Source organism: Belnapia sp. (genome assembly GCF_059504005.1).
Map to the genome: position 1 here is coordinate 36982 of NZ_JCACHU010000001.1, position 14181 is coordinate 51162.

12 protein-coding genes and 3 tRNA genes are annotated in these 14181 nt (G+C 68.4%); 2 read left to right on the plus strand and 13 right to left on the minus strand.

The window, feature by feature from the left end:
* Positions 1-38: 38 nt before the first annotated feature.
* From AC5JJ1_RS00170 to AC5JJ1_RS00230, 13 genes are all read right to left on the minus strand, one after another.
* Complete coding sequence (locus AC5JJ1_RS00170; RefSeq protein ID WP_495783094.1) at positions 39-659, minus strand: NADH-quinone oxidoreductase subunit C; 621 nt, start codon at positions 657-659, stop codon at positions 39-41.
* On the minus strand, positions 652-1209 hold the full coding sequence (locus tag AC5JJ1_RS00175) for a NuoB/complex I 20 kDa subunit family protein (RefSeq protein ID WP_495783095.1): 558 nt from the start codon (positions 1207-1209) through the stop codon (positions 652-654). Before AC5JJ1_RS00175 ends, AC5JJ1_RS00170 begins: the two co-directional genes overlap by 8 nt.
* A 29-nt stretch (positions 1210-1238) precedes the next feature.
* Complete coding sequence (locus AC5JJ1_RS00180) at positions 1239-1607, minus strand: NADH-quinone oxidoreductase subunit A (RefSeq protein WP_495783096.1); 369 nt, start codon at positions 1605-1607, stop codon at positions 1239-1241.
* Positions 1608-1842: 235 nt separating this feature from the next.
* Positions 1843-1919, minus strand: a tRNA-Asp gene (locus AC5JJ1_RS00185).
* A 52-nt stretch (positions 1920-1971) separates the two neighbouring features.
* Positions 1972-2937: a tetratricopeptide repeat protein gene (locus AC5JJ1_RS00190; RefSeq protein ID WP_495783097.1), complete on the minus strand. Its 966-nt coding sequence runs from the start codon at positions 2935-2937 to the stop codon at positions 1972-1974.
* Positions 2918-3724: a CsgG/HfaB family protein gene (locus AC5JJ1_RS00195; protein ID WP_495783098.1), complete on the minus strand. Its 807-nt coding sequence runs from the start codon at positions 3722-3724 to the stop codon at positions 2918-2920. The genes AC5JJ1_RS00190 and AC5JJ1_RS00195 overlap by 20 nt, the downstream gene beginning before the upstream one ends.
* A gap of 101 nt (positions 3725-3825) precedes the next feature.
* A tRNA-Val gene (locus AC5JJ1_RS00200) sits at positions 3826-3897 on the minus strand.
* A 62-nt stretch (positions 3898-3959) separates the two neighbouring features.
* Positions 3960-4232, minus strand: a complete 273-nt coding sequence (locus AC5JJ1_RS00205) for an HU family DNA-binding protein (protein WP_495783099.1) — start codon at positions 4230-4232, stop codon at positions 3960-3962.
* 202 nt (positions 4233-4434) lie between these two features.
* Positions 4435-6849 (minus strand): endopeptidase La, encoded by a 2415-nt coding sequence (lon, locus tag AC5JJ1_RS00210; RefSeq protein ID WP_495783100.1) that lies wholly within the window; start codon positions 6847-6849, stop codon positions 4435-4437.
* Between the two features lie 174 nt (positions 6850-7023).
* Entirely contained in the window at positions 7024-8280 is a 1257-nt protein-coding gene (gene clpX, locus AC5JJ1_RS00215) for an ATP-dependent Clp protease ATP-binding subunit ClpX (protein ID WP_043336206.1), read from the minus strand.
* Positions 8281-8506: 226 nt separating this feature from the next.
* Complete coding sequence (gene clpP, locus AC5JJ1_RS00220; protein WP_495783101.1) at positions 8507-9157, minus strand: ATP-dependent Clp endopeptidase proteolytic subunit ClpP; 651 nt, start codon at positions 9155-9157, stop codon at positions 8507-8509.
* Between the two features lie 148 nt (positions 9158-9305).
* Complete coding sequence (tig, locus tag AC5JJ1_RS00225; protein WP_495783102.1) at positions 9306-10634, minus strand: trigger factor; 1329 nt, start codon at positions 10632-10634, stop codon at positions 9306-9308.
* Positions 10635-10673: 39 nt separating this feature from the next.
* A tRNA-Leu gene (locus tag AC5JJ1_RS00230) sits at positions 10674-10758 on the minus strand.
* A gap of 130 nt (positions 10759-10888) precedes the next feature.
* Between AC5JJ1_RS00230 and AC5JJ1_RS00235 the strand changes: the two genes are divergently transcribed.
* Together AC5JJ1_RS00235 and AC5JJ1_RS00240 are read left to right on the plus strand one after the other, a co-directional pair.
* Positions 10889-13252 carry a penicillin acylase family protein gene (locus tag AC5JJ1_RS00235; RefSeq protein ID WP_495783103.1) on the plus strand — a complete coding sequence of 788 codons (2364 nt, stop codon included), beginning with the start codon at positions 10889-10891 and terminating at the stop codon, positions 13250-13252.
* Between the two features lie 71 nt (positions 13253-13323).
* A complete protein-coding gene (locus AC5JJ1_RS00240; RefSeq protein ID WP_495783104.1) occupies positions 13324-14091 on the plus strand; it encodes an arginyltransferase in 768 nt (255 codons plus the stop codon).
* The last annotated feature ends 90 nt before the right edge of the window (positions 14092-14181 follow it).

Here is a 14181-nt window from a genome sequence, read left to right on the forward strand (position 1 = left end):
CAGCGGCCCCGCCTCCGAGGCCATGGCGGAACTGCCGCTCATGCCTTGTCCCCTTCGATGCGGTTGAGATGGACCTTCTCGTCGCCGGGCAGCGTCGTCATGCCTTCCCAGGGCGAGAGGAAATCGAAGACGCGCCAGTCCTGCTGAAGCTTCACCGGCTCGTAGACCACCTGCTTGCGCTCCTCGTCCCAGCGCACCTCGACATGGCCGGTGAGCGGGAAGTCCTTGCGCAGCGGATGGCCCTCGAAGCCATAATCCGTCAGCAGCCGGCGCAGGTCGGTCTGGCCCTCGAAGACGACGCCGTACATGTCCCAGGCCTCGCGCTCGTACCAAGTGGCGCAGGGCCAGACGGAGGCGATGCTCGGCACCGGCGTCGCCGCATCGGTCGAGACGACCACGCGGATGCGCCGGTTCTGCGAGAGGCTGAGCAGGTTGTAGACCACCTCGAAGCGGAGCGGCCGGTTCGGCCAGTCCGTCCCGCAGAGGTCCATGAGCTGCTCGAAATGGAACTCGTCGCGCAGCCGCAGCATCGCCGCGACCAGCCCCTCGCGCGGCAGGGCCACGACCAGCTCGGCGCCGCGCTCGACGGCGATGCGGCTGCCGGGCAGCGCGGCCTGCACGGCCTCGCCCAGCTCAGTCGGGATTGCGTTCTCAGCCACGAAGGATCGTCCCCGAGCGCCGGATCTTCTTCTGCAGCTGCAGGATGCCGTAGATCAGCCCCTCGGCCGTCGGCGGGCAGCCGGGCACATAGACATCGACCGGCACGATGCGGTCGCAGCCACGCACCACGCTGTAGCTGTAGTGGTAGTAGCCGCCGCCATTGGCGCAGCTGCCCATGCTGATGACCCAGCGCGGCTCGCTCATCTGGTCGTAGACCTTGCGCAGCGCCGGGGCCATCTTGTTGGTCAGCGTGCCGGCGACGATCATCACGTCCGACTGCCGTGGCGAGCCGCGCGGGATGACGCCGAGCCGGTCAAGGTCGTAGCGCGCCATATAGGCGTGGATCATCGGCACCGCGCAGCAGGCCAGGCCGAAGGTCATCGGCCAGAGGCTGCCGGTGCGGGCCCAGTTCACCACCTTGTCGAGGTTGGCGACGACGAAGCCCTTGTCCTCGATCTCGCCGGTGATGCCCTTGACCACCGCATCCTGTGCCGCACCGGGCGCCAGGTGATCGCGGTTCCAGGCGATGGTGTCCGTGTTCTCGTTCATATGGGTCTCCGGTGGGGACGGCCGAGCCATCACTCCCAGTCCAGGGCGCCCTTGCGCCACTCGTAGACGAAGCCGACCGTCAGGACGCCGAGGAAAGCCAACATCGAAAGGAAGCCGAACCAGCCGATGTCGCCCAGCGCGATCGCCCAGGGGAAGAGGAAGGCCACTTCCAGGTCGAAGATGATGAAAAGGATGGCCACGAGGTAGAAGCGGACATCGAAGCGCCGGCGCGTGTCGTCGAAGGGCTCGAAGCCGCACTCATAGGCCGAGAGCTTCTCCGGGTTCGGCTTCTGCCGCGCCACAAGGAGGCTGCCGCCCACCATGGCGGCGGCGATGGCGCCGGCGATGGCCAGGAAGACCAGGATCGGGAAATAATCGGCCAGCAGCGGCTGGGTCATGTTTGCTCCGCCCACAGACGCGCCGGGGCAGCCTTTCGAGGTCAGGATCGAGCATCGGTCCCGCCTTGCCGCAGCGCAGCGCGGCCGGACATTAGCCCTGGCCCGCCTGCTCCGCTATAGGGGGAACGCCGTCTTCTGGACCAGATTTGGCGACGTCGGCCCGGAACGAAAAGGGCCCAAATGCGGCAACGGCGCCGCCCCCTGAGGAGCGGCGCCGTCGTTGCAGTCCGTCGCGTGGCGCGAGTGACGGGGCTCGAACCCGCGACCTCCGGCGTGACAGGCCGGCGCTCTAACCAACTGAGCTACACCCGCCCGCGACAGGAGGCGGGGTGTATGGCCCTGCGCCCCAGGTGTCAAGCGCTTCTCAGTACATCACCACCGTGACCGGCGGCGGGGCGAGCGCGGCCGCCAGCGCCACCGAGGCCCACATGGCCTGGGTCTGCTGCGCCTGCATCGACAGGCTCCGCTGGTAGTCGCGCTCGGCGCGCTCCGCCTGCTCGACCTGTTGCAGCCACCGCCTCGAATCGGCGTCGCCGCGGCTGGCCGCGAGGGAAAGCCAGCTGCGCGCCTCACCGAGGTCCTGGCCCATCTCCTCGAGCCCGGTCATGTAGAGCCGGCCGACCGCCTTCTGCGCCGGCAGGAAGCCGTTCTGCGCCGAACGCCGCATCCATTGCAGCGCCTCGTAGGGCCGGCGGGACACGCCCTCGCCGCGGAAATACATCAGGGCGAGATTGTACTGGCTCTCCGCGACGCCCTTCTCGGCAGCCTGGGTGAACCAGCGCGCCGCCTCGTCCAGGTCACGCGGCACCCCCCTCCCTTCGAGGTGGAGGAAGCCGAGATTGTGCGCCGCCTGCGCCACGCCGCCCTGCGCCGCCCCGGTATAGAGCTGGATGGCCCGCGCCCGGCCACCCGGCGCCGCCCCCTGCTCCGCCAGCCGCCCGAGGCGGAACATGGCGAAGGGCATGCCGGCATTGGCCGCGACCTCGTATTGCCGCGCTGCCTGCCCGGCGCTGCGCGGCAGGCCGCCGGCGCCGAACTCATAGGCCTGCCCGAGCCGATAGGCCGCGCCGGGATCACCCCCGGCGGCGGCCGCGCGCAGCTCGGCGACAGGCTCGCCACGGTAAAGATCGGGGTCGGCCTGCCGCCGAAGCCGCTCATCCTCGCCGACGACCAGGGTCTGCGCCTCGCGCGGCTGGACGCGGCAGCCGGCCTCGTCGCAGACCTGGACATTGGCGCCGAAGCCGCTGCGGCTGCCCATGCGGGGCTGGCAGCCGAGGAGCAGCAGCGCGAGGGCGGCGAGCCCTGCCGCGCTAGCGTGAGCGCAGCGCACCGCCGCCGGTCCCCAGCCCGCCGCGCACGTCCTGCGCCCGGTAGTTGCGCACCGCAACAACCAGCTTGTTGTAGGCATCGACGAAGGCGGCGACCGTCGCCTGCCCCGCCGGCGTGCGCTGGTAGCCACCGAGCACGCCGCCCGCCGTCGCCCCGAACCCGCCGACCAGCGCGCCGAAATTGGTCGCTGTGGAGGAGCCTTCCGACGCTGCGACCTGCACGCCGCTCCGCATGTCGAAGACCGAGAGGGTGACGTTGGTCGCCGAGGTGGACATCGCCGCACCCGCCAGGCCGAGCGCCACGCCGCCCCATCCGCCGACGCCGCCGCCGAGTCCGCCCATATCCTGGTTGGCGAAGAGGATCGCCGGCTCGATGAAGAGATCAGCCGCGACGCGCTGGCCGCGCTGCATGTTGGAGCCGGCGCGGAACTCGCCGCTGTTGCGCATGTCGCCAATCATGCCGCGCATCCGGCTCTCGAGTCGGTTGTTGCCCATGGCGGTGATGACGAAGCAGTTGGACTGCTGGACGACCAGCCGCACCATCGGCTCGATCGTGGTGATCTGCGTGCGTGCGGTGAAGGGACCCCACCAGCTCTGCTCGCGCCCGTCATCGATGGCGACGGTGCCAAGGGGCTCGGCGCAACGCTGGAGATTGGACGCCGCGCCGACGCTGGCCCCGCCACCGGCTGCACCGGTGACCGCGCCTCCGGCCGTGCCCTGCTGCACACATCCGCCGAGCGCCATCGCCGCACAGGCCAGGAAACCGAATTGAAGAACACTCTGCCGCAAGCGAGCCTCCGCCGAGATGACGCCAACCGGGATTGGACGTTATTACAGCGGAATTCTACACGATGGATCAGAGTAATAAAACTCACGCCCGGTTGGAAAAATGGGCGCTGACGGGATCGAACCGCCGACCACCTGTGTGTAAGACAGGCGCTCTACCGCTGAGCTAAGCGCCCAGGATGCGCACCCCAACCTCGGGGGCCGGAGTGGCCTGCACGAATGACGCGGGAGCCGAAGCTTAGTTCAGCGCGTCCTTCAAACCCTTGCCGGCCTTGAAGCGCACGGCCGTGCTGGCCGGGATCTCGATCTCCTCGCCGGTACGCGGGTTGCGGCCCTTGCCGGCCTTCCGCTTGGAGACGGAGAAGGTCCCGAAGCCGACCAGGCGCACATCCGTCTGCTTGGTCAGGGACTGGGCGATGGCTTCGAAGACCGCATCCAGGACATCGCCGGCCTTGGCCTTTGGCAGATCACCGACCTCGGCTACGATCGAGATGAGATCCTGCTTATTCATACACCAACCCCCCTACAAGGCGGCACGCCTTTGACGGCCCGGACGATTCCAGGCTGAAACTCGGCCGGACTGTAGGAGGGTCGATTCTGAAGCGTCAATCAAAGGGTACAAGGCGGAGGGCCGATACCGGCCATTTTCCGCGCGATCGTGGCGCGAAGAACGCGCGGAGGGCGAGTCGCCCCGCCCTCCGCGCCGCCATGCCTCAGTGCGGCAGCGCGGGCACGCTGCCATCGGCCTCGGTGCCGCGCGGCGGCGGCTCGGCCGGCTCCTCCCAGGAGATCGCCTCGGGCTTCCGCACGAGCGCGGTCGAGATCACCTCGTCGACATGCGAGACGGCCTTGATGGTCAGGCCCTTCTTCACATTGTCCGGGATGTCCGCGAGGTCCTTCTCGTTGTCCTTCGGGATGAAGACATGCGTGATGCCGGCCCGCAGCGCCGCCAGCAGCTTCTCCTTCAGCCCGCCGATCGGCAGCACCCGCCCCCGCAGCGTAATCTCGCCCGTCATCGCCACGTCGCGCCGCACCGGGATGCCGGTGAGGACGGAGACGATGCTGGTCGCCATGGCGATGCCCGCGCTCGGCCCATCCTTCGGCGTCGCACCCTCCGGCACGTGTACATGGATGTCGCGCCGCTCGAACAGCGTCGGCTTGAGGCCGAAGCTCGTCGCCCGGGAGCGGACATAGGACATGGCAGCCGAGACGCTCTCCTGCATGACGTCGCCGAGCTTGCCGGTGGTCTGCACCTTGCCCTTGCCGGGCACGGTGACGGATTCGATCGTCAGGATCTCGCCGCCCACCTCGGTCCAGGCGAGGCCGGTGACAACGCCCACCATGTCCTCCGCCTCGGCCTCGCCGTAGCGGAACTTCCGCACGCCCGCGAATTTCTCCAGGTTCTTCGCGGTGATGGCGATCTTCTTCGCCTTCTTCGAGACGATCTCCTTCACCGCCTTGCGGGCAAGCCCGCCCACCTCGCGCTCCAGGCTGCGCACGCCGGCCTCGCGCGTGTAGTAGCGCACCAGGTCGCGCAGCGCCTCCTCGGAGACGGACCACTCGCCCGGCTTCAGCCCGTTCGCCTCGGACTGCTTCGGGATCAGGTGGCGGCGGGCGATCTCGACCTTCTCATCCTCGGTGTAGCCGGGGATGCGGATGATCTCCATGCGGTCCATCAGCGGCTGCGGCATGCGCAGGCTGTTGGCGGTCGTCACGAACATCACGTCCGACAGGTCGTAGTCGACCTCGAGATAGTGGTCGGCGAAGGTCGAGTTCTGCTCCGGGTCCAGCACCTCGAGCAGCGCCGAGGACGGGTCGCCGCGCCAGTCGGCGCCGAGCTTGTCGATCTCGTCAAGCAGGAAGAGCGGGTTGGAGGTCTTCGCCTTCTTCATGCCCTGGATGACCTTGCCCGGCATGGAGCCGATATAGGTCCGCCGGTGGCCGCGCACCTCCGCCTCGTCCCGCACGCCGCCGAGCGACATGCGCACGAAGTTGCGGCCGGTGGCCTTGGCGATCGACTTGCCGAGCGAGGTCTTGCCGACGCCGGGCGGGCCGACGAGGCAGAGGATCGGGCCACGGATTTTCGGCGAGCGCGACTGCACCGCCAGATACTCGATGATCCGCTCCTTCACCTTCTCGAGCCCGTAGTGGTCGGCATCGAGCACCTTCTCGGCGGCTACGATGTCTCGCCGCACCCGGGACTTCTTTTTCCAGGGAATCGAGAGCATCCAGTCGAGGTAGTTGCGCACCACCGTCGCTTCGGCGCTCATCGCCGACATAGTGCGGAGCTTCTTCAGCTCTGCCATCGCCTTCTCACGCGCTTCCTTGCTGAAGGCGGTGGCCTTGATGCGAGCCTCGAGCTCAGCGACCTCGTCCTTGCCGTCCTCGCCCTCGCCCAGCTCCTTCTGGATCGCCTTGAGCTGCTCGTTCAGGTAGTACTCACGCTGCGTCTTCTCCATTTGCCGCTTGACGCGGTTGCGGATGCGCTTCTCAACCTGAAGGACGCCGATCTCGCTCTCCATATGGGCGAAGACCCGCTCCAGCCGCGCGGCGGTGCCGGCGGTCTCGAGCAGTTCCTGCTTCTCCGGAATCTTGAGCGAGAGATGGCTGGCGACGGTGTCGGCAAGCTTCGCCGGATCGTCGATCTGGTTGATCGAGACCAGGACCTCGGGCGCGATCTTCTTGTTGAGCTTGATATACTGCTCGAACTGCCCGACCACGGTGCGGGCCAGCGCCTCGGTCTCCGGCGGCTCGGCCGCGGCCTCGGCGAGCGGCGCCGCATAGGCCTCGAAATGGGTCTTGGTCTCCTTGAAGCCGGTGATCTGGGCGCGCTTGCCGCCCTCGACCAGCACCTTCACGGTGCCGTCTGGCAGCTTCAGGAGCTGCAGCACCGTGGAGACGGTGCCGACATCGTAGAGGTCCTCGGCCTCCGGGTCGTCCTGCGCGGCATTCTTCTGCGCGACGAGAAGGATTTGCTTGTCCTCCCGCATCACCGCTTCCAGCGCGCGGACGGATTTCTCGCGGCCGACGAAGAGCGGCACGATCATATGCGGGAACACCACGATGTCCCGCAGGGGCAGGACAGGCAGCAATTCGCCGCGCAACAACTCTGGGGTCTTATCCGCCATTATGGACCTCACTGAAGGACAGTCGGCCCACGGGTCACCCCCGGCAACGGCCGGTTGGCGGCGTGACCCGCGGCGCCACGGGGATGTCATGCAAATGGTCAGCCGGACACCCCACCGCAAGCCCGAAGGGCCGGATGGCGGGGGCTCTCCCCCGCCTCCAGCCGGCGCCGGGCCTTAGGCCGAGCTCTGCTCGGCCGCCCGCTCGCCGTAGATGAAGAGCGGGCTCGCCCGGCTCTCCGCCACCTCCCGGTTCACCACCACCTCGTCGACATCGTCGAGGCCCGGCAGGTCGAACATGGTGGTGAGCAGGATCTGCTCCATGATGGAACGCAGCCCGCGCGCACCGGTCTTCCGCTGGATCGCCCGCGTGGCGACCGAGCGCAGCGCATCCTCGGTGAAGGTGAGCTTGGTCCCCTCCATCTCGAAGAGGCGCTGGTACTGCTTGACGATGGCGTTCTTCGGCTTGGTCAGGATCTCGATCAGCGCCTTCTCGTCGAGATCCTCGAGCGTGGCGATGACCGGGAGGCGGCCGATGAACTCCGGAATCAACCCGAACTTCAGCAGGTCCTCTGGCTCCACCTCGCGGAGGACGGCGCCGGTGCGGCGGTCATCCGGCGAGCGGACCTCGGCACCGAAGCCGATGCCCGAGCCCTTGCCCCGCGCCCCGATGATCCGCTCCAGCCCCGCGAAGGCGCCGCCGCAGATGAAGAGGATGTTCGCGGTGTCGACCTGGAGGAATTCCTGCTGCGGATGCTTCCGCCCGCCCTGGGGCGGCACGGAGGCGACCGTGCCCTCCATGATCTTCAGCAGCGCCTGCTGGACGCCCTCGCCCGAGACGTCCCGGGTGATGGAGGGGTTGTCCGACTTGCGGCTGATCTTGTCGACCTCGTCGATATAGACGATGCCGCGCTGCGCCCGCTCCACGTTGTAGTCGGCAGCCTGGAGCAGCTTGAGGATGATGTTCTCGACATCCTCGCCGACATAGCCGGCCTCGGTCAGGGTCGTCGCATCCGCCATGGTGAAGGGGACGTCTAGGATCCGCGCCAGGGTTTGGGCCAGCAGCGTCTTGCCCGAGCCGGTCGGGCCGAGCAGCAGGATGTTCGACTTGGCGATCTCGACATCGTTGTTCTTCGCGCCATGCGCCAACCGCTTGTAGTGGTTGTGCACCGCGACGGAGAGCACCTTCTTCGCATGATCCTGGCCGATGACGTAATCATCGAGGACCTTGCAGATCTCCTTCGGCGTCGGAACCCCGTCCCGCGACTTCACCAGATGCGTCTTGTGCTCCTCACGGATGATATCCATGCAGAGTTCGACGCATTCATCGCAGATGAAGACGGTGGGCCCGGCGATAAGCTTGCGGACCTCGTGCTGCGACTTGCCGCAGAACGAACAGTAGAGTGTATTCTTCGAGTCGCCGGACTTGCTCATGGGCACTCCGCCTGAAAGGGCCGGCTGTGGATCGCGCGCAGTGCGCGGGCCACCGGCAGGCCACGCCCCCCCTCCCGGGCCGAAGAGGGGGCTTTCCATGGGACTGTAGCCCCCCTGTCACCGGGGGAAAAGCTTTGTGGCGTCACACTGGGCGGCGGCATGACCAAACGCGACAGGCGAACCGGCCTCGCGACCGGCTGCCGACCAGGGAAGATGCGCCCCTGCCTCAGCTCTTCGGCGCCTCGGAGGCGCCGGGCGCGGCCGGCCGGGTCTCGACCACTTGGTCGACCAGACCGAAATCCCGGGCCTCCTCGGCGGACATGTAGGTGTCGCGCTCCAGCTTCCGCTCGATCGCCTCGAGCGGCTGGCCAGTGTGCTTCACATAAATCTCGTTCAGCCGCTGGCGCAGCTTCAGGATCTCCCGCGCCTGAATCTCGATGTCCGTCGCCTGGCCCTGGGCGCCGCCGGAGGGCTGATGGACCATGATGCGGCTGTTCGGCAGGGCGAAGCGCTTGTCCTTGGCACCAGCCGTCAGCAGCAGCGAGCCCATGGAGGCCGCCTGGCCGATGCAGACCGTGCTCACGGGAGCGCGGATGTACTGCATCGTGTCGTACATCGCGAGGCCGGCGGAGACGACGCCGCCCGGGCTGTTGATGTAGAAGGCGATGTCCTTGTTCGGGTTCTCGCTCTCAAGGAAGAGCAACTGGGCGCAGATGGAGGAGGAGACCTGGTCGAAGACCGGGCCGGTCAGGAAGATGATCCGCTCCTTCAGCAGGCGCGAATAGATGTCCCAGGCGCGCTCGCCGCGGGCCGACTGCTCCACGACCATCGGGACCAGGGTATTGTTGTAGACCTCGACAGGATCACGGTCCCGCATGGTGATGCCTTTCAGACAGGTGGCAGGCGAGCCCAGCCTAGCCCGCAACCCTTAATGTGGTGCAACCGGAGCCGCGCCGGAAGGCCCCGCCGAATGGCGGGGGTCCGGCCCGGTCACGATCCGGTTCCGCGAACATGGTATATCAGATTCACGCGGCTGCGGCAGCGGAAAGCTCATCCGGGGCGACGTTCCGCTCGCTGACCTTGGCCAGCTCCAGCATGAAGTCGACCACCTTCTCCTCGAAGATCGGGGAGCGAAGGTTCTCGGCCGCCTGCGGGTTCTTGCGGAAGAACTCCATCACCTGCTGCTCCTGGCCCGGGTAGCGGGAGGCTTCCTGCCGCATCGCCCGGGACAGCTCGTCGGCGGTGACCGAGATGTTGTTGGTCCGGCCGATCTCCGAGAGCAGCAGGCCGAGGCGGATGCGGCGCTCGGCGATGGCCCGGTAGTCGGCCTTCAGCGCCTCCTCGTCCTTGCCCTTGTCGTCCTCGTCCAGCCGCCCGGCCTTCATGTCGGCCTCGACCCGCTGCCAGATCTGGGCGAACTCGGCCTCCACCATGCCCTCCGGCACGGGGAAGCTGGCCCGCTCGGCGAGGCCGTCGAGCAGGGAGCGTTTCACCTTGAGGCGGGATAGGTTGTCGTATTCCTGCTGGAGCGAGCCGCGCACGGCCTCCTGCAGCTTCGCCAGGTCCTCGAAGCCCATGGTCTTGGCGAGCTCGTCATCGACCGGGGAGTTCACCGGCGCCTTCAGCCCCTTGCAGGTCACGCTGAAGGCCGCCGCCTTGCCGGCCAGCTCCTTCGCCCCGTACTCCTCGGGGAAGCTGACGTTGATGGTGCGGGTCTCGCCGGCCTTGATGCCCTCGAGCTGCTCGGTGAAGCCGGGGATGAAGCCGGCGCCGGCCACCTCGATCTGCATGTCGGTCGCGGTGCCGCCCGGGAAGGGCTCGCTCTCGCCTTCCAGCGTACCGATGAAGTCGCAGACCGCGATCTCGCCCCGCTGCGCGCCGCGGTCCTCGGTGATGTCCTCGAGCTTGCGGTTGCGGGCGGCGATCGTCTCGATTGTCGTGTTCACCTGCTCCTCGGAGGGCTCGGCCTTCAGCCGCTCCACCTCGATCCCGGCGAAGTCGGGCATCGGGATCTCCGGCAGCAGCTCCAGCTCGACCTTGAATTCGAGGTCGGCGCCATCGGCGAAGTTGACCAGCTCAATCTTCGGCTGCAGCGCCGGGCGGAGGCCGCGGTCGGTCACCACCTGCTGCGTCGCCTTGCTGACCGACTGCTCGAGCACCTCGCTCATCACCGCCTGGCCGTAGCGGGCCTTCACCACGCTCGCCGGGATCTTGCCGGGGCGGAAGCCGGGCAGGCGCAGCTCGCGGCCCAGCTCGTCGAGCCGCCGCGTGCGCTCGGCCGCGATATCGGCCGCCGGGACCGATACCGTATAGGCCCGCTTCAGCCCGTCATTCGCGACCTCGGTCACCTGCATCGTCGTCACTTTCTTCCCAAACCCTGTAAGCGGCGCCGATGGTGCGGGCGGAGGGACTTGAACCCCCAAGGCTTGCGCCACCGGAACCTAAATCCGGCGTGTCTGCCAATTCCACCACGCCCGCCCAAGGCCGGAGAGAAGCCAGGACGACGCCGGATTGGGGCGTTTAGCGCAGGCCATCCCGCTTTCCAAGGCTCGACGCTCCGATTCCCGCCGCATGGACGAGCGATGGCGGTTCGGGCGATACCCGGGTCATGCCGCGCCGCCCCCCGTCCCGCCTCCGCTGGCTCCGCCGCCTGGGCCTCCTGCTGCTCGCCCTGGCGCTGACCGGCGCCGCGAGCCTTGCCGGCGTCCTTTGGTGGAGCCTGCCCGGTGAGGAGGGCGAGCTGCACCTGGCCGGGCTCGGTGGGCCGGTGGAGGTCATGCTCGACGCCCAGGGCATCCCTCGCATCGCTGCGGCGGATGAGCGGGATGCGGCCATGGCCCTCGGCTGGCTGCATGCCCGCGACCGGATGTTCCAGATGGAGCTGATGCGCCGCGGCGCTGCCGGCCGCTTGGCCGAGCTGCTCGGCCCTCCCGCGCTGCGGCTCGACCGCTTCACCCGCACCCTCGGCCTCGCCCGTCGCGCCGAGGCCGACCTCGCCGTCCAGTCGCCCGAGACCCGGGCGCTGCTGGAGGCCTATGCCGCCGGGGTGAATGCCTGGATCGCCGACCGCGGCCGCTTCGCGGCACCCGAATTCCTCGCCCTCGGCGCCCCGGAGCCCTGGCGGCCGGAGCATAGCCTGCTCTGGGGCAAGGTCATGGGACTCTGGCTCTCCGGCAACTGGCGGGGCGAGCTGGAGCGGGCGCGCCTTGCCGCCCTCCTGCCGCCGGAGCGGCTGCGCGAACTCTTCCCCGCCGAAGACAGCGCCGGGCGGCCTGATGAACCGCAGGCCGCGCTCGACCCTGACCGGCTCGGCCGGCTCGCCGCCGCCCTGCCAGGTTTCCCCGAACCGGGCACCCTCCCCGGCTCGGCCAGCAATGCCTGGGCGGTCGCCGGCCGCCGCTCCGCCTCCGGCGCGCCGTTGCTGGCTTCCGACCCGCATCTTGGCTTCCAGGCGCCGATCCTCTGGTACCTGGCGCGGATCGACCTGCAGGATGGGCGGATGCTGGCCGGCGCCACCTCGCCCGGCGTGCCCTTCCTGGTAATCGGACGGAATGCACGGCTCGCCTGGGGCTTCACCACTACCCACTCGGATACCCAGGATCTCTTCGTCGAGCGCCTCGCCGGCGAGGATGCCTATGAGACGCCGGAGGGGCCGCGCCCCTTCACGATCATCGAGGAGTGGATCGGCATCCGCGGCGCCGAGCCCGAGATCCTGCGGGTGCGGGAGACGCGGCATGGGCCGGTGATCTCCGACCTCGACGGGACGCCGCGCGGGGACGGGACGGTCCTGGCCCTCGCCGCCGCCAACCTGGGGCCTGACGATACGGCGGCGACGGGCCTGTACAGGCTGAACCACGCCGGCTCGGTTGCCGAGGCGCGCGGGGCGGCAGCGCTCATCACCAGCCCGTCCCAGAACCTGATGACGGCAGATGCGGGGGGCGGCATCGGCTTGCTGCTCACCGGGCGGACGCCGGTCCGCAAGGCGGGAGACGGCACCCTTCCCGCCCCCGGTTGGGACGGGACGCATGACTGGAGCGGCTGGACGCCCTTCGATGCCTTGCCGCATGTCCTCGACCCGCCGAGCGGCATGCTGGCCAATGCCAATAACCGGGTGGCGCCGGCCGACTACCCGGTGTTTCTCGGTTCGGAGTGGATCGCCGACTGGCGCTTCCGGCGGATCGGTGCGCTGCTGGCGGCGCGGCCGCAGCATGAGGTCGCCAGCTTCGCCGCCATGCAGCGGGACACGGTCTCGCCCTTCGCCCTCTCGCTGATCGGGCCGGACTCGTTGCTGCCCAGCCTGCCTATGGCCGATGGCGCCGCAGGACAGGCGCAGGCACTGCTACTGGGCTGGGATGGTGACGTCGCCGCAGGCCGACCGGAGCCACTGATCTTCAATGCCTGGCTGAAGCAGCTCGGGCGGCTGGCCCTGGCGGCGGGCGGCGTTCCGGAGGGCGCCGCGGGGACGCATGCGGCCTTCCTGAGCTTCGTCCTTTCTCCCGACAATCGCGGCGCAGCCTGGTGTCATGGCGACTGCCGGGCGCTTGCCGCCCAGGCGCTCGTTGAGTCGGTCGCGGCGCTCCAACCGGGCCAGGGTGAGGATCCGGCCCGCTGGCGCTGGGGTGCCGTGCACTACGCCTTGTTCGAGCATCCGCTGCTGCGCGCCATCCCAGGCCTGGGAAGCCTGGCTCGGCTGGCAACGGCCACGGGTGGCGATGAATGGACTGTCTCGCGCGGCGGGTTGCGCGGCGGCCGGGGGTTGGAGGCTTGGCAGCATGTCCATGGCGCCGGATTGCGGCTGGTCGCCGACCTCGCCGATCCCGACTCGACCCTGGCCATCATCGCCACCGGCCAGTCCGGGCATCCGCTCGCCGCGCATTGGAGCGACTTGCTGCCAGCCTGGCGTGACGGCGAGATGATTCGGCTCAGCCGCTCGCCTCCGGACCCAGCCTCGCGGTTGCGACTGTTACCCTGACATATCGTCCGGGATTTCCCGAAGGCTTGCAGTTGATTCCCGCGCTGCACGCGCCGACACTGGCACCATCGATGCTGCACCGCCCCAACCGACGTCCGCAATTCTTTTACACGACCGCCCCCCTGCCCTGTCCTTACTTGGCGGGCCGGACGGAGCGGAAGATCGTGACCGAGCTGACCGGGCCGGACGCGGAAGCCTTGCATGACCGGCTCTCCCGCGCTGGCTTTCGCCGCAGCCACAACATTGCGTATTCGCCGGTCTGTCCCGGCTGCTCGGCCTGCATCCCGATCCGCATCCTTGCCGGACAGTTCGAGCCCAACCGGGCACAGCGGAAGCTGCAGAAGATCAACGCCGACATCGCCGGCTTCGAGATGCCGGCACGCGCCACGGCGGAGCAGTTCGCCCTTTTCCAGCGCTACCAGCAGGCGCGTCACGGCGAAGGCGACATGGCGGCCATGGGCTTCTACGACTACCGCGCCATGGTCGAGGATACGCCGATCACGACGGGAATGGTGGAGTTCCGCGATTCGAAGGACCGCCTGGTCGGCGCCTGCCTGACCGACTGGCTCTCCGATGGCCTGTCGGCCGTCTATTCTTTCTACGACCCGGCGCTGAACCGCCGCTCGCTCGGCAGCTGGGCGATCCTTTGGTTGGTTGCGCGAGCCCAGGCGCTCGGCCTGCCCTTTGTCTACCTCGGCTATTGGGTGCCGGAGAGCCAGAAGATGTCCTATAAGAGCCGCTTCCGGCCGAGCGAGGTGCTGATCGGCGGCGTCTGGCGCGTCCTCGAGGAGCAGCCGGCGGCCGATATCGCGGAGGTGGTGCCTGCACTGTCCAGCTAAACGCCGGAACCCCCCTTGGCTTGGCCTTAGGGGGGTTGTGTTGTGGGATGCGGGGACAGGATTTGAACCTGTGACCTTCAGGTTATGAGC